The organism is Burkholderia sp. ABCPW 111, from assembly GCF_000773065.1.
Lineage (GTDB): Bacteria > Pseudomonadota > Gammaproteobacteria > Burkholderiales > Burkholderiaceae > Burkholderia > Burkholderia savannae.
Genome location: NZ_JPWT01000110.1, coordinates 32,798 through 55,240 on the forward strand (window position 1 = coordinate 32,798; position 22,443 = coordinate 55,240).

At 70.2% G+C, this 22,443-nt stretch carries 13 protein-coding genes; 3 read left to right on the plus strand and 10 right to left on the minus strand.

The window, feature by feature from the left end; all coding sequences use genetic code 11:
• Positions 1-147: 147 nt before the first annotated feature.
• The 4 genes from glcF to X946_RS24900 all read right to left on the minus strand — a co-directional run bounded on the left by glcF (position 148) and on the right by X946_RS24900 (position 5,526).
• A complete protein-coding gene (gene glcF / locus X946_RS24885; protein WP_038753312.1) occupies positions 148-1,374 on the minus strand; it encodes a glycolate oxidase subunit GlcF in 1,227 nt (408 codons plus the stop codon).
• A 6-nt stretch (positions 1,375-1,380) separates the two neighbouring features.
• Positions 1,381-2,469 (minus strand): glycolate oxidase subunit GlcE, encoded by a 1,089-nt coding sequence (glcE, locus tag X946_RS24890; protein ID WP_038753313.1) that lies wholly within the window; start codon positions 2,467-2,469, stop codon positions 1,381-1,383.
• A gap of 89 nt (positions 2,470-2,558) precedes the next feature.
• The gene (locus X946_RS24895; protein ID WP_038753314.1) at positions 2,559-4,052 is read right to left on the minus strand and encodes an FAD-linked oxidase C-terminal domain-containing protein; all 1,494 of its coding nucleotides are present in this window, start codon (positions 4,050-4,052) and stop codon (positions 2,559-2,561) included.
• A 67-nt stretch (positions 4,053-4,119) separates the two neighbouring features.
• Complete coding sequence (locus X946_RS24900) at positions 4,120-5,526, minus strand: FAD-binding oxidoreductase (RefSeq protein ID WP_038753315.1); 1,407 nt, start codon at positions 5,524-5,526, stop codon at positions 4,120-4,122.
• Between the two features lie 156 nt (positions 5,527-5,682).
• On the opposite strand from X946_RS24900, the gene X946_RS24905 reads away from it, so the two are divergent.
• Entirely contained in the window at positions 5,683-6,228 is a 546-nt protein-coding gene (locus X946_RS24905) for a cob(I)yrinic acid a,c-diamide adenosyltransferase (protein ID WP_038753316.1), read from the plus strand.
• Between the two features lie 120 nt (positions 6,229-6,348).
• On the plus strand, positions 6,349-7,557 hold the full coding sequence (gene hmpA, locus X946_RS24910) for an NO-inducible flavohemoprotein (RefSeq protein ID WP_038753317.1): 1,209 nt from the start codon (positions 6,349-6,351) through the stop codon (positions 7,555-7,557).
• Positions 7,558-8,088: 531 nt separating this feature from the next.
• Here the strand turns inward: hmpA and aroG are convergent.
• The 4 genes from aroG to X946_RS24930 all read right to left on the minus strand — a co-directional run bounded on the left by aroG (position 8,089) and on the right by X946_RS24930 (position 16,219).
• Entirely contained in the window at positions 8,089-9,162 is a 1,074-nt protein-coding gene (gene aroG / locus X946_RS24915) for a 3-deoxy-7-phosphoheptulonate synthase AroG (protein ID WP_038753318.1), read from the minus strand.
• Positions 9,163-9,573: 411 nt separating this feature from the next.
• Positions 9,574-11,043: a metalloprotease TldD gene (gene tldD / locus X946_RS24920; RefSeq protein ID WP_038753319.1), complete on the minus strand. Its 1,470-nt coding sequence runs from the start codon at positions 11,041-11,043 to the stop codon at positions 9,574-9,576.
• A gap of 109 nt (positions 11,044-11,152) precedes the next feature.
• Complete coding sequence (locus tag X946_RS24925; protein ID WP_038753320.1) at positions 11,153-11,980, minus strand: carbon-nitrogen hydrolase family protein; 828 nt, start codon at positions 11,978-11,980, stop codon at positions 11,153-11,155.
• 45 nt (positions 11,981-12,025) lie between these two features.
• Complete coding sequence (locus X946_RS24930; RefSeq protein WP_038753321.1) at positions 12,026-16,219, minus strand: YhdP family phospholipid transporter; 4,194 nt, start codon at positions 16,217-16,219, stop codon at positions 12,026-12,028.
• Between the two features lie 183 nt (positions 16,220-16,402).
• Between X946_RS24930 and glnE the strand changes: the two genes are divergently transcribed.
• Positions 16,403-19,183 (plus strand): bifunctional [glutamate--ammonia ligase]-adenylyl-L-tyrosine phosphorylase/[glutamate--ammonia-ligase] adenylyltransferase, encoded by a 2,781-nt coding sequence (gene glnE, locus X946_RS24935; protein ID WP_038753322.1) that lies wholly within the window; start codon positions 16,403-16,405, stop codon positions 19,181-19,183.
• A 582-nt stretch (positions 19,184-19,765) separates the two neighbouring features.
• On the opposite strand, the gene recN is transcribed toward glnE, so the two are convergent.
• Together recN and X946_RS24945 are read right to left on the minus strand one after the other, a co-directional pair.
• Positions 19,766-21,415, minus strand: a complete 1,650-nt coding sequence (gene recN / locus X946_RS24940) for a DNA repair protein RecN (protein ID WP_038753323.1) — start codon at positions 21,413-21,415, stop codon at positions 19,766-19,768.
• A gap of 28 nt (positions 21,416-21,443) precedes the next feature.
• Positions 21,444-22,349 carry an NAD kinase gene (locus X946_RS24945; RefSeq protein ID WP_038753324.1) on the minus strand — a complete coding sequence of 302 codons (906 nt, stop codon included), beginning with the start codon at positions 22,347-22,349 and terminating at the stop codon, positions 21,444-21,446.
• Positions 22,350-22,443 lie beyond the last annotated feature (94 nt).

Sequence of the window (22,443 nt, forward strand, 5' to 3'; positions counted from 1 at the left end):
CAGGGCGAACGAAACTTGAGGCGCGCGTCGGGCGGCGTGCCGCTGCGCGCGGAGGATGCGGGAATTATACGGACAACCGGCGGACAACCGGCGGACAACCGGTGTGCAGCCGGCGCGCGCGAAGCGGCGTGCGCGCGCCGCGCGGCGTCAGCCGTAAAGCAGGTTCTCGACGAGCTGCACCCAGTGCACGACGGGCACCTGCGTGCCGCTTTGCAGATGCGCGATGCAGCCGATGTTCGCCGACACGATCATCTGCGGCTCGGTCGCCTGCAGCTTCGCGAGCTTCTGCTTGCGCAGCTTGTACGCGAGCGACGGCTGCGTGAGCGAGTAGGTGCCCGCCGAGCCGCAGCACAGATGGCTGTCGGCGGGCAGGCGCACCTCGATGCCGAGCGCCTCCAGCAGCCGCTCGACCTTGCCGCGCAACTGCTGGCCGTGCTGCAGCGTGCACGGCGGATGGTAGGCGACCGTGTGGATTCCGCGCCGGCGCGTGAGCGCGATCAGCTCGGCCTCGAAGCCGCCGAGCAGCTCGGACAGGTCCTTCGTCAGCCCGACGATGCGGCGCGCCTTGTCCGCGTACGCCGCATCGCCGCGCAGCAGGTGCGCGTATTCGAGCACCGTCGCGCCGCAGCCGGACGCGTTCATCACGATCGCCTCGACGCCGCGCTCGACGTGCGGCCACCACGCGTCGATGTTGCGGCGCGCGTCGTCGAGCGCCTCGTCGTGATAGCCGAGGTGCAGCCGGATCGCGCCGCAGCAGCCGGCCTCCGGCGCGACCACGGTTTCGATGCCGAGCGCGTCGAGCACGCGCGCGGTCGCGATGTTGATGTTGGGCATCATCGACGGCTGCACGCAGCCCGCGAGCATCAGCACGCGGCGCTCGCGCGGCGCGCTCGGCCACGCGAGCAGGCGCGCGCGCGGCGGCACCTTGTCGCGCAGCCGCTTCGGCAACAGCGGCCGCACGTGCTGGCCGAGCCGCATGACGGGCGCGAACACGGCGGCGTTCGGCACGAAGCTCGCGAGCAGCCGGCGCACGATGCGCTGCGACAGCGGCCGCGGCACCTTCGCCTCGACGACCTTGCGACCGATGTCGACGAGCCGGCCGTACTCGACGCCCGACGGGCAGGTCGTCTCGCAACTGCGGCAGGTGAGGCAGCGGTCCAGATGCTGCTGCGTGCTGCGGGTGACTTCCGCGCCTTCGAGCATCTGCTTGATCAGATAGATGCGCCCGCGCGGGCCGTCGAGCTCGTCGCCGAGCAGCTGATAGGTCGGGCAGGTCGCGGTGCAGAAGCCGCAGTGCACGCACTTGCGCAGGATCGCGTCGGCATCTTCGCCGTCGGGCGTATGGCGGATGAAATCGGCGAGGTTCGTCTGCATCGGGCTTTAGAGATCGGGGTAGAGCCGGCCGCGGTTGAAGATGCGCGCCGGATCGAACGCAGTCTTCAGCCCGCGGTGAATTTTCATCAGCGGCGCGGGCAGCGGCGTGAACACGCCCGCGCTTTTGTCGTAGCTTTCGCTCGCGCGAAAGAGCGTCGCGTGGCCGCCTGCCTGCTTCGCGCTCATCCGCACCGTCTGCGCGTCGGCATCGGTGATCCACCAGCGCTGCGCGCCGCCCCATTCCATCATCTGCGTGCCCGGCAGATGCATCGGCTCGGTGATCGACGGCAGCGACAGGCGCCACAGCGCGTGCCCCGGCGCGAGCGACGAGAAGAACGGATCGTTCTGCTCGCGCACGCCTTCCCAGAAGCGCTCGGCCTCGACAGCGTCGACGGCCTCGCCGCCGAGCGCGTTCTTCGCGCTCTTCACGGCCGCTTCCGCGCCGGACAGCCGCAGCACGAGCGTGCCGTAGCGCCACGCGCTCGCCGACAGCGGGAACGGGCGGCCCGCCCATTCGTTGAGCTTGCGCACCGCGTCGGTCGCGCTCATGTCGAACTTCAGCGTGACTTCGGCGGCGGGAATCGGCAGCACCTTGATCGACAGATCGAGCATCAGGCCGAGCGTGCCGAGCGAGCCCGCCATCAGCCGCGATACGTCGTAGCCCGCGACGTTCTTCACGACCTGCCCGCCGAAGCGCAGCATGTCGCCGCGCCCGTTCAGGATCGTCACGCCGAGCACGAAATCGCGCGGCGCGCCCGTCGTCGCGCGGCGCGGGCCGGCGAGGCCCGCCGCGACCGCGCCGCCGATCGTCGCGCCGCGCCCGAAGTGCGGCGGCTCGAACGGCAGCATCTGGCCGCGCTCGGCGAGCGTCGCCTCGAGCTCGGCGAGCGACGTGCCCGCGCGCGCGGTGACGACGAGCTCGGCCGGGTCGTACGACACGAGGCCGTGATGCGCGCGCGCGTCGAGGATTTCTCCGTCGAGCGCCTGGCCGTACCAGTCCTTCGTGCCGCCGCCGCGTATGCGCAGCGCGCGGCCGCTCGCCGCGGCTTCGCGGATGCGCGCGGCCCACCCCGCGACGATGTCGTCCTCTTCCATGGCGTTGTGTTTCGTTGTTCGTTTCGGTCGATTTTACCGGGGCTGCGCGATCGTACAGTCGGGCGAACCCCTTAGGCCGCGCGGCGGCCTCAGAAGCGCGGCAGGTCCGGATGCGGCAGCAGCCCGCCGCGCACGTGCATGCGCCCGTATTCGGCGCAGCGCGCGCGGGTCGGAATTCCCTTGTCCGGATTCAGCAGCTCGGGCGGATCGAACGCGCGCTTGACGGCGAAGAACGCGTCGCATTCCTCGCGCGAGAATTGCACGCACATCGAATTCAGCTTCTCGACGCCGACGCCGTGCTCGCCCGTCACCGTGCCGCCGAATTCGACGCACGTCTCGAGGATGTCCGCGCCGAATTCCTCCGCGCGGTGCAGCTCGTCGGGATCGTTCGCGTTGAACAGGATGAGCGGGTGCATGTTGCCGTCGCCCGCGTGAAACACGTTGATGCAGCGCAGCCCGTATTTCGTCTCCATCTGCTCGATGCGCGCGAGAAGCGGCCCGATCGCGCGGCGCGGCACCGTGCCGTCCATGCAGTAATAGTCGGGCGAAATGCGGCCCGCGGCCGGGAACGCGTTCTTGCGGCCCGACCAGAAGCGCAGCCGCTCGGCCTCGCTGCGCGACACCTGGATGCGCGTCGCGCCGTGCTCGCGCAGCACCGCGGTCATCCGCACGATTTCCTCGGCGACTTCCTCCGGCGTGCCGTCCGATTCGCACAGCAGGATCGCGGCCGCGTCGAGGTCGTAGCCCGCGTGCGTGAACGTCTCGACCGCCTGCGTCGCCGGCTTGTCCATCATCTCGAGGCCGGCCGGGATGATGCCCGACGCGATGATCGCGGCGACCGCCTCGCCGCCCTTGACGACGTCGTCGAAGCTCGCCATCACGAGCTGCGCGGCCTGCGGCTTCGGAATCAGCCGCACCGTCACTTCGGTGACGACGATGAACATGCCTTCGCTGCCGATCGTGACGGCGAGCAGGTCGAGGCCCGGCGTGTCGAGCGCGAGCGAGCCGAATTCGACGATCTCGCCGTCGCTCGTCACGCCGCGCACGCGCAGCACGTTGTGGCACGTGAGCCCGTACTTCAGGCAATGCACGCCGCCCGAGTTCTCGGCCACGTTGCCGCCGATCGTGCAGGCGATCTGCGACGACGGATCGGGCGCGTAGTAGAGCCCATACGGCGCGGCGGCTTCGGAAATCGCGAGATTGCGCACGCCCGGCTGGACCGTCGCCGTGCGCGCGTACGAATCGACTTCGACGATCCGCGTGAAGCGCGCGAGCGACAGCACGACGCCGTGCCCGATCGGCAGCGCGCCGCCCGACAGGCTCGTGCCCGCGCCGCGCGGCACGATCGGCACGTCCATCCGCCGGCAGATCTGCACGATCCGCTGCACCTGCGATTCGGTCTCCGGCAGCGCGACCGCGAGCGGCAGCCTGCGATACGCGGAGAGCGCGTCGCATTCGTACGCGGCCGTGTCCTCGTCGCGATACAGCAGGCAGTGGGTCGGCAGCACGGCCATCAGCGCCTGCACGATTTCGCGCTGGCGCTGCGCGCGCAGATCGGCCGACAGTTCGGCGGGGGCGTTCATGTCTCCTCCTGTTGCGCGACGCACGGCGCGACGTCGTTCGGTCGTCCCGGCGCCGGCGTCGTCGTTTTCATGCGTCGATCGTGAAGATCTTGCCGGGATTCATCAGATTGTCCGGATCGAGCGCGCGCTTGATCGCGCGCATCGCGTCGACCGCGTTCTCGCCGTGCTCGGCCGCGAGAAAGCGCATCTTGTGCAGCCCCACGCCGTGCTCGCCCGTGCAGGTGCCGCCCATGCGCAGCGCGCGCTCGACGATCCGGTCGTTGAGCGCCTCCGCTTCGGCGAGCTCTTCGGGCTTCGCCGGATCGACGAGGATCGCGACGTGGAAGTTGCCGTCGCCGACGTGGCCGACGATCGGGCACGGCAGCGACGACGCGTTCAGATCGACCTCGGTTTCCTCGACGCACGCGGCGAGCTGCGAGATCGGCACGCAGACGTCGGTCGTCACCGCGCGGCAGCCGGGCTTCAGCTGCAGCATCGAGAAATACGCGTGATGGCGCGCGGACCAGAGGCGCGTGCGATCCTCGGGGCGCGTCGCCCATTCGAAGCCCTGGCCGCCGTTTTGCGCGGCGAGTTCCTCGACCTGCCGCGCCTGCTCGCGCACGCCCGATTCGGTGCCGTGGAATTCGAAGAAGAGCGTCGGCGCCTCGACGAGCCCGAGATGCGCGTTGCGATTGATCGCGCGCACGGCGAGCGCGTCGACGAATTCGACGCGCGCGATCGGCACGCCGATCTGGATCGTCTCGATCACCGCGCGCGCGGCGGCGCTCATCGATCCGAACGCGCACACGGCGGCCGACACCGCCTCGGGCTGCGGATGCAATCGCAGCGTGATCTCGGTGATCACGCCGAGCGTGCCTTCCGAGCCGACGAAAAGCCGCGTGAGATCGTAGCCCGCCGACGACTTGCGCGCGCGCGTGCCCGTCTTCACGACGCGGCCGTCCGCGAGCACGGCCGTGAGGCCGAGCACGTTCTCGCGCATCGTGCCGTAGCGCACCGCATTCGTGCCCGACGCGCGCGTCGCGGTCATTCCGCCGATGCTCGCGTCCGCGCCCGGGTCGATCGGGAAGAAGAGGCCGGTGTCGCGCAGCGCGTCGTTGAGCGCGCGGCGCGTGACGCCGGGCTCGACCGTCGCGGTGAGGTCGTCGGCGTCGATCGACAGCACGCGGTTCATCTCCGACAGATCGAGCGACACGCCGCCCCGCACGGCGAGCAGATGGCCTTCGAGCGACGAGCCGACGCCGTACGGAATGAGCGGCACGGCGTGCCGCGCGCAGAGGCCGACGACGTCGCGCACGTCGTCGGCCGTTTGCGCGAACACGACGGCGTCCGGCAGTTGCGGATCGAACGGCGACTCGTCGCGGCCGTGATGGGCGCGCACGGCTTCCGCAGTCGACATGCGTGCGCCGAACCGGGCGGCGAGCGCGTCGACGAAGGCGGCAGGCAGCGGGCGATGCGGCGGGGCGGGGTGGTTCACGCGAGTCTCCTGGGGGCGGATCTTTATGGCGGGCGCCGCGGCGAGGCGGGCCGGATCATTCTACGCTCGAAAGCATGCGCGCCGCCGCGAGCGCGGCTGCGATAATAGGGATTTCACCGACGCGGCGCGCGCTGCCGCAGACGACGGGAGACACGAATGGGCAATCGCTTGAGCAAGATCGCGACCCGCACGGGCGACGACGGCACGACGGGCCTCGGCGACGGCAGCCGCGTGCGCAAGGACGATGCGCGGATCGCGGCGATCGGCGACGTCGACGAGCTGAACTCGCAGATCGGCGTGCTGCTCGCCGAGCCGCTGCCGGACGACATTCGCGCGGCGCTCTCGACGATCCAGCACGATCTGTTCGATCTGGGCGGCGAGCTTTGCATTCCGGGGCATGCGGCGATCACCGACGCGCATCTCGCGCACCTCGACGGCTGGCTCGCGCACTACAACGCGCAACTGCCGCCGCTCCGGGAATTCATCCTGCCGGGCGGCGCGCGCGCGGCGGCGCTCGCGCACGTGTGCCGGACCGTGTGCCGCCGCGCGGAGCGCTCGATCGTCGCGCTCGGCGCGCACGAGGCGCTCAACGCGGCGCCGCGCCGCTACGTGAACCGGCTGTCGGATCTGCTGTTCGTGCTCGCGCGCGTGCTGAACCGCGCGGCGGGCGGCGCCGACGTGTTGTGGGACCGCGCGCGCTGAACGCGTTGATGCGCATCATTGCAATTGCGGGCTCGTTGTGGCGAGGTGCGACAATTTGCCTGCCGGGCGTGCGCCTATAAAGATGTATCGTTTGAGAATGTTTAACAGAGGAATACTTTCATGACGCAGATGACCGCCGAGCAAATGGCCCGAGTGAAAGCGACCGCCCCGGTTCTCGCGGAGCACGGCGCGACGATCACGAAGCACTTCTATCAACGGATGTTCGGGCGTCATCCCGAGTTGAAGAACGTCTTCAACCAGACGCACCAGAAGACGGGCAGCCAGCCGGAGACGCTCGCGAAGGCGGTCTACGCGTACGCGGCGAACATCGACAATCTCGGCGCGCTCGGCGGCGCCGTGTCGCGGATCGCGCACAAGCACGCGAGCCTCAACATCCGGCCGGAGCACTATCCGATCGTCGGCGAGAACCTGCTTGCGTCGATCGTCGAGGTGCTCGGCGACGCGGTCGATCCGGACACGCTCGATGCATGGCGCGTCGCGTACGGCCAGCTCGCGGCGATTCTGATCGGCGCGGAGGCGAATCTGTACGAGAACGCCGCGTGGAGCGGCTTCCGCCCGTTCAAGGTCGCGAAGAAGGTGCGCGAGAGCGACGAGATCACGTCGTTCTACCTGACGCCCGCCGACGGCGGCGCGGCGCCAGGGTTCGAGCCGGGCCAGTACGTTTCGGTGAAGCGCTTCGTCGGCGACATGGGCGTCGACCAGCCGCGCCAGTACAGCCTGTCCGACGCGCCGCACGGCCAGTGGCTGCGCATCTCGGTCAAGCGCGAAGCGGGGCGCAGCGAGGAAGTGCCGGCGGGCAAGGTGTCGACGCTGATGCACGACGGCGTCGGCGTCGATTCGATCGTCGAGGTCACCGCGCCGATGGGCGACTTCACGCTGAACCGCAACGCGTCGACGCCCGTCGTGCTGATTTCGGGCGGGGTTGGGATCACGCCGATGATGTCGATGGCGTCGGCGCTCGTCGCGTCTGGCAGCGAGCGCGAAGTGCGCTTCCTGCACGCTTGCCGGTCGGCGCACGCGCACGCGTTCCGCGACTGGCTGAACGATGCGGCGGACGCGCATCCGAACGTGAAGCGTGCGGTGTTCTACGAGGAAGTCGGCCCGAACGACCGGCCGGGCGTCGATCACGACCACGAAGGGCGGATCACGCCGGCGGCGCTCGAGCGCCACGCGCTCGTGCCGGACGCCGACTACTACATCTGCGGTCCGATCGCATTCATGAAGCAGCAGCGCGATGCGCTCGTCGCGCTTGGCGTCGCGCCGGAGCGCGTGCAGACGGAGATCTTCGGCTCGGGCGCGCTCGAATGACGAAGCGCTCGCGAACGGCGAACGTTCGCTGAAGCGAAACGAAAAAGCCCGGCGTTTCGAGCCGGGCTTTTTCTTTGGGCACGGCCTGCTCGACGCGGACTGGAATCGTGTCGGTCAGGGGCGGGCATGCGCCTGATCGAGCCGTCCTTCCGATTTCCGTCGATATGGCTCACTGCGTCGTGGTCGGGCGATCATGGAGTCTTTCGCGCGTTCGCCGCGCTTCGTCGCGCATGCCCGACGCGCGCGGTGAAGTGCGGTGAAGTTCGGCGGAGCGCGGCGTCTGAAGCGGGCCGGGCGGCGAGTGCCGCGTGCGTTGACGCGGCGGCCGCCGAGCGATGCGCGCACTACGCGACCGGTCACGTCTCGCGTGCGACGGCGCACGCGGACGACGCACCGAGAATATGGCGCGAAGCGCGGGCCGCGAGCATCGGGCCGCGAACCGCGGCCCGAACGAACCGAACGAACCGAACGAACCGAACGAACCGAACGAACCGAACGAACCGAACCGTCGCGCGGCAACGCCCGCCGCGCTCAGTTCCCGCTGCCGCGCGAGACGCGCCGCGCCTTCACCGCTTCGGCGAGGCCTTCGAGCACCTTCACGCTGTCGTCCCAGTTGATGCACGCGTCGGTGATGCTCTGGCCGTACGTGAGCGGGGAGCCTTCCTTCAGCTCCTGGCGGCCTTCGACGAGATGCGACTCGACCATCACGCCGACGATCCGCTCGTCGCCCGCGCCGATCTGCCGGCCGATGTCCGCGCAGACCGGAATCTGGTTCTCGTGCTTCTTCGAGCTGTTCGCGTGGCTCGCGTCGATCATCAAGCGCGCGGCGAGGCCGGCCTTGCCGATGTCCGTGCAAGCGGCGTTCACGCTGTCCGCGTCGTAGTTCGGCGCCTTGCCGCCGCGCAGGATCACGTGGCAATCCTCGTTGCCGGCCGTCGACACGATCGCCGAGTGGCCGCCCTTCGTCACCGACAGGAAATGGTGCGGCTGCGATGCGGCCTTGATCGCGTCGACCGCGATCTTCACGTTGCCGTCGGTGCCGTTCTTGAAGCCGACCGGGCACGACAGCCCCGACGCGAGCTCGCGGTGCACCTGCGATTCGGTCGTGCGCGCGCCGATCGCGCCCCACGAGATCAGATCGGCGATGTACTGCGGGCTGATCATGTCGAGGTATTCGGTGCCGGCGGGCAGCCCCATCTCGTTGATCTGCAGCAGCAGCTCGCGCGCGGTGCGCAGGCCGTCGTTGATCTTGAAGCTGTTGTCGAGGTGCGGATCGTTGATGAGCCCCTTCCAGCCCACCGTCGTGCGCGGCTTTTCGAAGTACACGCGCATCACGATCTCGAGTTCGCTCTTGAAGCGCTCGCGCTCCTTGACGAGCCGGCCCGCGTATTCGAGCGCGGCCTTCGTGTCGTGGATCGAGCACGGCCCGATGATGACGATGAGGCGGTCGTCCATCCCGTGCAGGATTCGGTGCATCGCCTGGCGCGAGTTGTAGATGAGCTCCGACACCGCTTCGCTCAGCGCGAATTCGCGGATCAGGTGCGCGGGCGGAATCAGCTCCTTGAGTTCTCGGATGCGGACGTCGTCGGTATTGTGCGGGGGCATGCTTGGGTTCTCCGGTTCGGGGCGCCGCCCGGCGTACGCGGGTGCGGCTAGCTGTTCAATTCGACAATTCGGGTGATTCGGGAAAGCCGGTGGATCGATTCGTCTGCCGCTGTCGCGAACCGGCGGGGCGAAAAAAAACCGCCGGGTTCGCCGGCGGTTTTTCGGGAATTCGGTTGCGCTTCGCGCGCCATCACTCCTCTCGATCCGCCAGCGGCCTGAGATGCCAAAAAAAGTAAAAGTAAAACTTTGCGGACATGGCGGAAATGCGGCTCATCAATGAAGCGATACGAGAACGAGATTTATACCCGGTCGGGGCGCGGCTGGCAATCCTGTGACTCTAAAAATGCGGGCAATCCGCGCAATGTCGTCGATTTGCGCGAATTGTCTGCGCCGCGATGCGGCAATACCGCATTACGACGCGGTGCCGCCGACCGTCATGTTGTCGAGCCGCAGCGTCGGCTGGCCGACGCCGACGGGCACGCTCTGCCCCTCCTTGCCGCACACGCCGACGCCCGTGTCGAGCTTCATGTCGTTGCCGATCATGCTCACGTACTTGAGCGATTCCGGGCCGCTGCCGATCAGCGTCGCGCCCTTCACCGGATACGTGATCTTGCCGTCCTCGATCATGTACGCCTCGGACGCCGAGAACACGAACTTGCCGTTCGTGATGTCGACCTGGCCGCCGCCGAAGTTCACCGCGTAGAGGCCGTGCTTGACCGATTCGATGATCTCCTGCGGGTCCTTGTCGCCGTTCAGCATGTACGTGTTCGTCATGCGCGGCATCGGCAGCGCCGCGTACGATTCGCGCCGCGCGTTGCCGGTGACGGGCATCTTCATCAGGCGCGCGTTCAGCGTGTCCTGGATGTAGCCCTTCAGGATGCCGTCCTCGATGAGGGTCGTGCACTGCGTCGGGTTGCCTTCGTCGTCGATGTTGAGCGAGCCGCGGCGGTTCGGCAGCGTGCCGTCGTCGACGACGGTCACGCCCTTCGCGGCGACCTGCTCGCCGATGCGGCCCGCGAACGCCGACGAGCCCTTGCGGTTGAAGTCGCCCTCGAGGCCGTGGCCGATCGCCTCGTGCAGCAGCACGCCCGGCCAGCCCGGCCCGAGCACGACCGTCATCGCGCCGGCCGGCGCGGGGCGCGCATCGAGGTTCACGAGCGCCGCGTGCACCGCGTCGTCGACGTAGCGCGACAGGACTTCATCGGTGAAGTAGCCGTAGTCGAAGCGGCCGCCGCCGCCGCCGGAGCCGATCTCGCGACGGCCGTTCTGCTCGGCGATCACCGTCACCGACACGCGCACGAGCGGGCGGATGTCAGCCGCGAGCGCGCCGTCGCTGCGCGCGACGAGCACGACGTCGTATTCGCCCGCGAGGCCCGCCATCACCTGCTTGATCCGCGGGTCGCGGCCGCGCGCCATTTGCTCGACGCGCTCGAGGAGCTTCACCTTCGCGGTCGCGTCGAGCGACGCGAGCGGATCGGCGGGCAGGTACAGGTCGCGGCCCGACACGCCCTTCAGCGACGATGCGACGCGGATCTTCTGCTTGCCGCCGCCCGCGGCGGCGATCGCCTTCGTCGCGGCGGCCGCCTGGAGGATCGCGTCGGGCGACAGGTCGTCCGAATACGCGAACGCGGTGCGCTCGCCCGCGACCGCGCGCACGCCGACGCCCTGGTCGATGCTGAAGCTGCCCGATTTGACGATGCCTTCCTCGAGGCTCCACGCTTCGCTGCGGGTGGCCTGGAAGTATAGGTCCGCGTAGTCGACGCGATGCGTGAAGATGTCGGCGAGCGTGCGCGTGAGAAGGCTCTCGTCGAGGCCGTACGGCGTGAGCAGGATGTCCTTCGCGAGCGCGAGATTGCGGATGCCGGGTTCGATGATGTTCATGCGGATTCGGGGATTCTCAATTTCTGAAACGGTTGTCGGACGCGCTTTCTTTCCGGTAGATGGATCGCGGCGGCCGTCTTTCAATGGCGGCTGAGCGACGCCGCGGCGCTCATGCGAGCACGCGGTGCCGCCACGCGGGCAGGCTCTGCCGCACGTCGGCGATCCGCGCGGGATCGATTTCGCCCGCGACGACGCCCGCGCCTTCGTCGCGCACCGCGACGATTTCGCCCCACGGATCGACGAGCATGCTGTGGCCCCACGTACGGCGGCCGTTCTCGTGCTTGCCGCCTTGCGCGGCGGCGAGCACATAGCATTGATTCTCGACCGCGCGGGCCCGCAACAGCGTCTCCCAGTGCGCGCGGCCCGTCGTGTACGTGAACGCCGACGGCACGACGATCATCGCGCAGTCGCCCATCTGCCGGTACAGCTCCGGAAAGCGCAGATCGTAGCAGACCGACAGGCCGACCCGGCCGAGCGGCGCGTCGAACGTGCGCACCGCGTCGCCCGCGCGGATCGTGCGCGCCTCGTCGAACGATTCGTCGCCCTTCTCGAAGTTGAACAGGTGGATCTTGTCGTAGCGGGCGGCCTCGCGGCCGGACGGGTCGAACACGAGCGTCGTGTTCAGCACGCGCGACGGCTCGGGCGCGCAAAGCGGCAGCGTGCCGCCGATCACCCAGACCCCGTGCTCTTTCGCGTGATCGGCGAGAAAGCGCTGGATCGGGCCATCCCGATACGGTTCGGCGAGCGCGAGCTTGTCGGTGTCGCGGTGGCCCATGAAGCAGAAATACTCGGGCAGCAGCACGAGCCGCGCGCCCGAGCCCGCCGCGTCGGCGATCAGCCGGCCGGCGTCGGCGAGGTTGCGCTCGAGATCGGGCGTGCTGACCATTTGCAGCGCGGCGACCCGAAACGGCGAGGCTAAGGCGTGGCGATCGGTCATGACGGATTCGGTTGCCGAAAAAAGGGTGCGGGCCCGGCGGCCGCGTCAGTGGTCGGCGGCCGCGGGCGCGTAGCCCATCTTACCCCGATCGCCGCCGACACGCTCGATGTGCGGATGCGCCCACGAGCCCGTGATCGCGTAGTCCACCGCGAACGCGTGCGCGAGCGTCTCGGACAGCGCGAGATTCGCGGCGAGCACGCCGAGGCCGAGGAACGGATTGACGATCGCCGCGCCGATCGCGGCCGCGCTCGCGCTGACCTTCGGCGCGACGTGCGCGTTCAGGTCCTGCGTTTCGTGCGCGAGGTCGACGGAGCCCGTCACCGTCACCTTCGCGGGCGACGTCTTCATTTCGAAATCCTGCGTAAGCGCGATGCCGTTGTCGATCCGGCCGGTGCCGGTGATCGTCTCGAACGGCAGGCCCTTGCCGATCACGTCGCGGAAATCGAGCGTCAGGAAGCGCGCGAGGCCCTGCAGGCTCAGCACGCCGAGCAGCTTCGCCGCGCCCGGATCGACCTTCAGGATCTGGCCGTGCGCGAGGTCGAGCGACAGGCGGCCGTTCAGCGTCGGATAGTCGATCGCGGTCGGGCCGCCGCGCCACGCGACCTTGCCCGACAGCGTGCCGCGCCCGTTCGCGACCGTGCGCGGCAGGCCGACGCGGTCGAGCAGGGCGCCCGCGTCGTCGATCGCGAGCGTGAAGTCGAATACCGTGCGGCGCGGCGCGTCGTCCTCGCCGGCGCCGCGCGCGAGCGCGCGCCGCGACGTGCGCCAGTTCGCGGTCGCGGTGAGCTTGGCGGCCGGATTCGCGAGCTCGAGCTTGTCGAGCTGCCAGACGGGGATGCCGTTCTCGTCGATGTTGCGCGCGTCGACTTCGAGCCGGCCGATGTCGTGGCCGCGCGCGACGACCTGATCGACGACGAGATCGATCGCCGGCATCGCGTGATTGGTGGGCGTCGGCAGATCGATCGCGCGGCCGACGAGATCGTGCTCGGCGCTCTGCGGGATCACGAGCTTCGCGAGCCGCGCGCTCAGCACGCCCGCGCCCGTCGGGCCGCCGCCCGGCGCCCACGACAGGTAGCCCGACACCTGGTTCGACGCGATGTTCGCCTGCCACAGATCGTCGATGTGCGACGCGCCGACGATCACGTTCTCCCAGTTGCGCTTGAGCAGCTTCAGCGTGCCGAAGTGCAGCGCGAAGCGCTTCGGCGCGAAGCTCGCGAGATCGACGGGCGACGCGGCCGGCTTCTCGCGCGCGTGCGCGGACTTGCCGAAGCCCTGCGCGAACGTTTGCCACGCGTCGGCGTCGAGCTCGTGCACGTCGATCGCCGCGCTCACGCCTTCCTGCGGCATGTCGGGCATCCGGTTCATCCCGACCGCGCCGCGCACCGCGCGCACCGGCTGCCCGCGCTCGATGTCGAGCAGGTAGGTCGCCGCGAGCGGGCCGAGCTTCAGGTCCGCGCGCTCGAGCGGCTTGCCGCCCGCCTGCGGCTCGGGCGCGAGCGCGAAGCTGAACGGCATCGGCGTGCCGGCCGGCTTCGCGAACGGCGCGGGGAACTCGAGCGCGACGCCCGTCAGATCCGAGTTCGCGGTGATGTCGGGCAGGCCGCCCTTCGCGCCGCGCACGGCGATCTGGTACGGCGCGTCGCCGACGACGCGCTCGAGCGCGGCCGCCGCCGCACCGCGCAGGTTCAGCCCGCGCGCGGCGTCGAGCGACAGGCGGCCGTCGACGTCGAACGCATAGCGGCCGTTCGCCGACAGCGCGCCGCTCGCGCGCACGTCGCCGCCGAGAAAGCGTGCGGTCAACCGGTCGACGCTCGCCGTGTGATCGGTGAAGCGGAGATTGCCGCGCAGCCGCGTGACGGGCGGCACGCCGTCGGCCTCGAGCGTGTTGCCGGCGAAGCCGAGCGCGGCGTCGACGCCGACGTGCGGATGCGGAACATGCTGCGGGATCGTCAGCTTGAGCGCGAGCGTCGCGGGGCCCTGCGCGCGCACGAGGTTGCCGACGTGGCCCGTCATCCCGGCAACCGCGCTGTGGTTCGCGTAGTCGAGCAGATCGGCGAGCGGGCCGTGCGCGCGGCCCTCGATCACGAGCGGCGAATGCGTCGGATTGCCGAGGTCGTCGATGCGCCCCGTCACCTTCGTGAGCGCGACGCCCTTGTAGCGCGCGCGGCCGATGTCGAAGCGCAGCTTGTTCTGCGCGAGCTCGAACACGCCGTCGATGCCGTCGAGCGCGGGCCACACGTTCGGCGTGCCGTTCGCGAGCGTGCGCGGCGGCTGCGGCGTCGGCTCGAACCGGCCGCCCGAAAACGGCGCGACGATGTGGAACACGCCCGCCTTCGGATCGTGCTCGTACGGGAACGTCTCGAGCGGGCCCTTCGCGACGATCGTCGCGCCTTTCTTCACCTGGCCCGCCTGCAGCGCGTGGCCGAGGTAGAGGCGCAGGTGGTCGGACAGGCTCGTCGGCAGGTAGCGGGTGATGCGCGCGACGGCCGCGCGCTCGAAGTCGGCCTTCAGGTCGAGCGAGCCGCGGCCGTGGCCGGGGTTCGCGTAGCTGCCCGCGACTGCGATCGCCGCGTCGGCGTTCTCGACGTGGAACTCGGGCACCGCGACGTCGACCCGCGCGTGCCGCTCGCCCGGCGCCGGCGTGACCGTCCAGTTCGCGCGGCCGCGCAGACGGTCGAACGCGAGGCGCGGCTCGTCGAACACGCCGGGCACCGTGACGGCCGCGTCGACGGTGTCGAAGCTCGCCGCGCCGCCTTTCTCGTCCGCGTCGACGTGGCCCCACAGGTTCTCGACGCCCGGAATCCCCGCGCGCGGGTGGCCGTGCGGCGACAGCCCGGGCGGCGGCTCCTGCGCCTCGAAACTGATTCCCTGCAGATCGCCCTGGAACCGGTAGCGGATGATCGGGGTGGTGCCGCTCTGGCGCTCCTGGTCGACGAACGCGGGGCTCGCCGGCTTCGCGCGCTCGACCTCGATCGTGTAGTTTGCAACAAGCCCGCGCGGATCGAAGCGCACGAGCTCGTTGCGCAGCCGCGCCGGAAGCGGCAGCCCGCGGATGAATTCGGCGAGGATGCCGAGATCGACGCGGTCGCCGGACACGCTCAGCAACTGGCCCTCGTCGACGCTCGGCACGCGGTAGCGCGCGGTCAGCGTGTGCAGCGCGAGCGCGCGCGAGATCGGCGTGCCGTCGGGCAGCGGCGGCTGGCCGAGCTCCGCGTGCAGCCGCGACAGGTGCAGCGTGTAGTCGCGCTTCGGCTCGATCGCGAGATCCCAGCCGAAGCGCGCGACGGGGATGTCGAGCCGCGGCTGCGTCGGGCGCACGCGCAGCGCGACGTCGTAGCCGCGCAGCTCGCCGCCCGCGCGGTACAGATGGCCGTCGCCGAAATGCGCCCAGATCGCGTTGTCGATCCGGCCCGCGTAGGCGGTGAGGCGAATGTTCACGTAGCGCGCGAGCGTCGGCAGGTCGACGGGGCCCGTCGACAGGTACGCGTCGCCCGTCCAGTTCGACGGCTTGCCGACCGGCGCGAGCGCCTTGTGGACGAAACGCGCGCGAAAGTCGAGCGGGCCCTGGAACAGCGTGCCGTTCGCGGGCGCCTGCAGCGCGATCCGGTGGACGATTCCGTCGTTGAGCACCGCGATCCGGATGCCTTTCAGCGCGAGCTCGGGCGCGTCGTGCTGCGCGTCGCGCCAGCGCAGCGTGCCGCCGCGCAGCACGATCGCCTCCTGTTTCAGCAGCCACGCGCTGAACGTGTCGTCCGCGCCCGTCTTCGTCGTCGGCACCGCGACGCCCGCGACGAAGAGCGAGCCGTCCGCGCGGCGCTCGGTCAGAAGGTCGGGGTCGTCGACGATGAGGCTCGACAGCGTCGGCGCGAGGCGCGCGAGCGAGCGCCACGACAGCGCGGCCGTCGCGTGCGGCACCGACAGCGCGACGCGGCCGTCGCGGCCGCGGATCGTCAGCTCGCTGATGTCGACGCCCGGCTGCATTCCCGACCAGTGCGGCGCGAGCCGGCCGATCCGCAGCTCGGCGTGCAGCTTTTGCGACACGAAGGCTTCGATCCGCGGGCGGTACTCGTCGATGCGCGGCAGCAGCACGTAGCGCAGCCCGAGGAAGGCGGCGGCCGCGACGAAGTAGGCGGCAAGCGCGATCGCCAGCAAGCCCTTGAACACGCGACGCAGGACCGGGTGATGGTGCTGCGGAGGTCCGGCTTCGGTCGTTGCGGCGGAATCCTGACGGTCGGACATGCGGCGAAGGGGCGGCGGTATGGTAGTTTTGCGAACTGACGTTCAAATGTATCACACGGGTTCCCGCAGGCGGCTTTCGCGACGCCGCCGTTGCGGGCTGTCCGGCCGGCCGCGCGCGCCGGCTCCGTGCGCCGCCGGCGCGCGGCGGCCCGCGGCCTTTCACCGCGCCACGCGCGTTCGACGATGACCGACGCTTCCGACCTGCCGTCCCTTTCCTACTCGCACTATCTCGCCCGCGCGGTCGCGGCGCGGCCGGCGCTCGCCGCGCGCATCGCCGCGTGGGCGGCTGCGCCCGTCGCCCGCGCGGCGCTCGATTCGCGCCTCGACGCGCTGCTCGCCGAAGGCGGCCAGCCGCCGTCCGAGGACGCGTTGAAAAAGGCGCTGCGGCAGCTGCGCGCCGAGGCGTTCGGCGCGATCGCCGAGCGCGACCTGTCGGGGCGCGCCGATGTCGCCGAAGTCACGGGCGCGATGACGGACCTCGCGGAGGCCGCGATCCAGCGCTCGCTCGCGCTGCTGTCGGCCGAGCTCGAGGCGCTGTACGGGGAGCCCCGCGGCCCGTCGGGCGAGCGGCTCGCGCTCGGCGTCGTCGGGATGGGCAAGCTCGGCGGCCGCGAGCTGAACGTATCGTCGGACATCGACTTGATCTTCGTCTACGAGGACGACGGCGAGACGGCGGGCGGCGCCCGCGCGCCGATCTCCGCGCACGAGTTCTTCACGCGGCTCGGCCGGCGCCTGATCGGCGTGCTGTCCGAGGCGACCGCCGACGGCTACGTGTTTCGCGTCGACATGCGGCTGCGCCCGAACGGCGATTCCGGCCCGCTCGTTTGCAGCCTCGGCATGCTCGAGGAGTACTTCTACGTGCAGGGGCGCGAGTGGGAGCGCTATGCGTGGATCAAGGGCCGGCTCGTGACCGAGCGCGAAAGCGCCGCCGCGCGCCGCCTCGCGCAGCAGCTCGACGCGATCGTCAAGCCGTTCGTCTACCGGCGCTATCTCGATTTCGGCGTGATCGGCGCGATCCGGTCGCTGCACGAGCAGATCCGGCAGGAGGCGCGGCGGCGCGCGACGATGCGGCCCGACAAGGCCGACGACATCAAGCTCGGCCGCGGCGGGATTCGCGAGATCGAGTTCAGCGCGCAGGTGTTCCAGCTGATTCGCGGCGGGCAGGACGCGGGCTTCCGGGTGCGCCCGACGCTCGCCGTGCTGCGCCACGCGAGCGCGAGCGGCCTGATCGCGGAAGACGTGCGCGCGGGCCTCGCCGACGCCTATCTGTTCCTGCGCACGCTCGAGCACCGGCTGCAATACCGGAACGACGCGCAGACGCATGCGATGCCCGTCGATCCGGCCGAGCGCGCGGCGCTCGCGGCGTCGCTCGGGTTCGCCGATTACGCGGCGCTCGCGGCGGAGCTCGACCGGCACCGCGCGTTCGTCGAGGCGCAGTTCGACCAGGTGTTCGCCGACAAGGCGGGCGGCGGCAAGCGCGGCGCGGACGAAGGCGGCGCGGCGGGCTGCATCTGGAGCGGCGCGCTCGCCGACGACGGCGCCGACGACGCGCTCGCCGCGCGCCTGGCCGAGCTCGGCTTCGCCGATCCGGCGGCGGTGCTCGCGCGGCTGCAGGCGGTGTGGCGCTCGTCGCGCTACACGGGGCTGCCGGAATCGAGCCGTGTGCGCTTCGACCGCGTCGCGCAGCGCGCGCTCGAGGCGGCGCCGCGCATCGACGCCGCGCATCGCGACGAGACCGTGGTGCGCTGCTTCGACCTGCTCGAGACCGTCGGCCGGCGCGGCGCGTATCTCGCGCTCCTGACCGAATATCCGGCGGCGTTGCAGCGGGTGCTGTCGGTGCTCGGCGCGACGCGCTGGGGCGGCGGCTACCTGATCCGCCACCCGCAATTGCTCGACGAGCTGCTCGACGACGAAGCGATTGCGAGCCCGTTCGACTGGCCGGCGTTCAAGGACGCGCTGCGCAAGCGGCTCGCCGCCGCCGACGGCGCCGAGCACCAGATGGATCTGTTGCGCCACGCGCACCAGGCCGAAGTGTTCCGGATTCTGCTGCTCGATCTGGCGGGCAAGCTGTCGGTCGAGCACGTGAGCGACCGCCTGTCGGAACTCGCCGACGCGATGCTCGACGTGACGATCGGCGTCGTCTGGGCGCAGCTCGCGAAGCGGCACTGCGACACGCCGCGTTTCGCGGTGATCGCGTACGGCAAGCTCGGCGGCAAGGAGCTCGGCTACGCGTCCGATCTCGACCTGATTTTCCTGTACGACGATCCGGACGAGCGCGCGGCGGACGTCTACACGACGTTCACGCGGCGCCTGATCACGTGGCTCACCACCGCGACGGGCGCGGGCACGCTGTTCGACATCGACCTGCGGCTGCGGCCGAACGGCGAGGCGGGGCTGCTCGTCACCGATCTCGACGCGTTCCGCCGCTACCAGTTGCGCGAGGGCGACGCGGCGAACACCGCGTGGGTGTGGGAGCACCAGGCGCTCACGCGCGCGCGCTACAGCGCGGGCGACGCGCGGATCGGCGCGGCGTTCGAGGCGATCCGCGTGCAGGTGCTGACGACGCCGCGCGACGCGGCGGTGCTCGCGACCGAGATCGTCGGGATGCGCGACAAGGTGTTCGCCGGGCATCCGAACACGAGCGAGCTGTTCGATCTGAAGCACGACCGCGGCGGGATGGTCGACATCGAGTTCATCGTCCAGTACTGGGTGCTGCTGCACGCGGCGCGCCATCCGGAGATGATTCGCAACACCGGCAATATCGCGCTGCTGCGCGAGGTGTCGCGCTTCGGGCTGATGAGCGAGGAGGAAGCGGAGACGGTCGGCGCCGCCTACCGGATCTACCGGAGGCTGCAGCACCGGCTGCGGCTCGACGGGATGGAGAAGGCGCGCGTCGAGCCGGAGCGGGTCGCGGCCGAGCGGGACGCGGTGGCCGCGCTGTGGAATCGCGTGTTCGGGGCGTAGCGGGGAGCGGGTAGCAGGTGGTGGGAAGGGCGGAGGGACGAGAAAGACGAGAAAGACGAGAAAGACGAGAAAGACGAGAAGGCGCTTGCGCGCGGCCGCTGCCCGACGCTCGCGACGCCGGGCGAACTCGCCGGCGCCGCCGTGCGCCGATTGTCGCGCGATTTGTCCGGGTGCGCCGGAGGGGCGCAGCGATGCGCTGGGGCGCCGACGATGTCCGCGGCTGTAGCTGTGGCTGAGCTGCGGAAACGGAGATGGAGACAGCCGGACGTGTCAGGAATTTCGTGTGCTGAGGCCGGTTAAAGATCTCAACTGATGGCGGAGGTGAATCGCTCGCCGGACAGAATGGCGAACTGATTGACTGCTTGCCGCCAGCCGCCAGCCGCCAACCGCCAACCGCCAACCGCCAACCGCCAGCCGCCAGCCGCCAGCCGCCAGCCGCCAGCCGCCAGCCGCCAACCGCCAACCGCCAACCGCCAACCGCCAACCGCCAACCGCCAACCGCCAACCGCCAACCGCCAACCGCGACCGCGACCGCAGCCGCGCCGCGCGGGTTCCGTCGCGGCCGGCATGCACGCCGCCGCGTCACGCGGTCAGCATCTCCTTTGCGTGCTTGCGCGTCGTCGCGGTGATTTCGAGGCCGCCGAGCATCCGCGCGACTTCCTCGATCCGGTTCGCGCGGTCGAGCGGCACGACCGTCGACACGGTGCCGCCTGCGCCGTCGTGTCCCTTCGCGACCTGGAAATGCTGGTCGCCGCGCGCCGCGACCTGCGGCAGGTGCGTGACGCACAGCACCTGCCGCATCTGCCCGAGCTGATGCAGCAGCCGCCCGACCACCTCGGCGACGCCGCCGCCGATGCCCGTGTCGACTTCGTCGAAGATGAGCGTCGGCGTCGGGCTCGCCGCGCTCGCGATCACCGCGAGCGCCAAGCTGATCCGCGCGAGCTCGCCGCCCGACGCGACCTTCGCGAGCGGCCGCAGCGGCACGCCCGCGTGGCCCGCGACGCGGAACTCGACCTGCTCGAGCCCGTGCGCGCCGCCTTCGGCGAGCGGCACGAGCGCGACCTCGAAGCTCCCGCCCGCCATCGACAATTCCTGCATGCCCGTCGTCACCGCCGCGCCGAGCGCCTTCGCGGCCTGCGCGCGCGCCTTCGACAGCTTCCTCGCGTCAGCGAGATACGCTTCCTTCGCCTTGCCGGCGATCGCCTGCAGCGCGCTCAGATCGGCGGCGGCGTCGAGCTCGGCGAGCTGCGCGCGGCGCGCTTCGTGCTCGTCGTGCAGCGTCTCGGGCGGCAGCCGGAACTTGCGCGCGGTCGAGTGCAGCGCGTCGAGCCGCGTTTCGACCTGCGCGAGCCGATCCGGATCGAGGTCGAGCCGCTGCGCATAGTGCGACAGCGAGTACGACGCCTCCTGCAACTGGATCTCGGCCGGCTCGAGCGACGCGAGCGCGTCGTTGAGCGCGGGATCGTACTCGGCGAGGCTTCTGAGCTTCGATACGATCGCGCCCAGTTGCGTGAGCATCGCGTCGTCCGATTCGGAGATCGCGTCGAGCGCGCCCTGCACGCCGTCGATCAGGTTCGCCGAATGCGTGAGGCGCTTGTGTTCGGCGCTGATCTCGGCCCATTCGCCCGGCTGCGGCGCGAGCTTGTCGAGCTCGGCGAGCTGCCACGCGAGCTTTTCGCGCTCGAGCTGGCGCTCGCGCTCGTGCGCTTGCGCGGCGTCGATCGCCTGCGTCGCGTCGCGCCACGCGCGGTAGCCGCGCGCGACCGCGCCTGCGTCGGCGACGAGCCCCGAGTGCGTGTCGAACAGCTCGCGCTGCGCGTCGGCGCGCATCAGCAACTGATGCGCGTGCTGGCCGTGTATGTCGACGAGCATCTCGCCCACTTCGCGCAGCTGCGCGAGCGTCGCGCTCGTGCCGTTGATGAACGCGCGCGAGCGGCCGCCCGCGTCGACGACGCGCCGCAGCATTACCGTGTCGTCGGCGTCGAACGCGTGCTCGTCGAGCCAGCGCACGACGCGGTCGTGCGGCGTGAATTCGGCGCTGATGTCGGCGCGGCTGCTGCCGGTGCGCACGACGCTCGCGTCGGCGCGCTCGCCGAGCGCGAGCGCGAGCGCGTCGATCAGGATCGATTTGCCGGCGCCCGTTTCGCCTGAGAAAACTGTGAAGCCGCTGTCGAATTCGAGATCGAGCGCGGCGACGATGACGAAGTCGCGGATCGAGAGGTGGCGGAGCATGGGTGTCGTCGGAGGATGGCGTCAGGACTTATGCGTCGTCGTCTTCTTCTTCGCTCGACGGGTGTTCGTTCCAGTGCAGCTTCTTGCGCAGCGTCGCGTAGTAGCTGTAGCCGACGGGATGCAGGAACGGCACCGTGTGCTTCGAGCGGCGCACCTCGATCGTGTCGTTCAGCTCGAGTGCGGTGAACGATTGCATGTCGAAGTTCACGTTCACGTCGCGCCCGCCGATGATCTGGATCGCGATCTTCGAATCGTCCGGCAGCACGATCGGCCGGTTCGACAGCGCGTGCGGCGCGATCGGCACCAGTACGATCCCCTGCAGCTGCGGATGCAGGATCGGCCCCTGCGACGACAGCGCGTATGCGGTCGAGCCCGTCGGCGTCGCGACGATGAGGCCGTCCGAGCGCTGGTTGTACATGAACCGGCCGTCGACCGACACGCGCAGCTCGGCCATGCCGGAGAAGCCGCTGCGGTTGACGACGACGTCGTTGAACGCGAGCGCGTGGTAGATCGGCTCACCGCTGCGCACGATCCTCGACTCGAGCAGCGTGCGTTCCTCGCGCTCGTAGCTGCCCGCGAGCATCATCGGCACGACTTCCTGCATGTCGGACGCCGGGATGTCGGTGATGAAGCCGAGCCGGCCGTGGTTGATGCCGATGAGCGGCGTCTTGTACGGCGCGAGCTGGCGGCCGATGCCGAGCATCGTGCCGTCGCCGCCCAGCACGACCGCGACGTCGGCGCGCGCGCCGATCTCGGCGGGCGTGAGCGCCGGGTAGCCCGCGCTGCCGATCGCCTGCGCCGTGTCCGCCTCGAACACGACTTCGAAGCCGCGCTTCGCGATGCACGCGGCCAGCGACACGAGCGGCTCGGCGATGCCGGGCGTGTTGCTGCGTCCGACGAGCGCGACGGTATGGAATTGGTGGCCGATTTTCATGCCGGCATTACACCATAGCTCGATGACGAAAAGAACCGCTCGCCGGCCCGGGGGGCGGCAAAACGGGCCAAGGGCGGTCGCAAGCCGGTCGCAA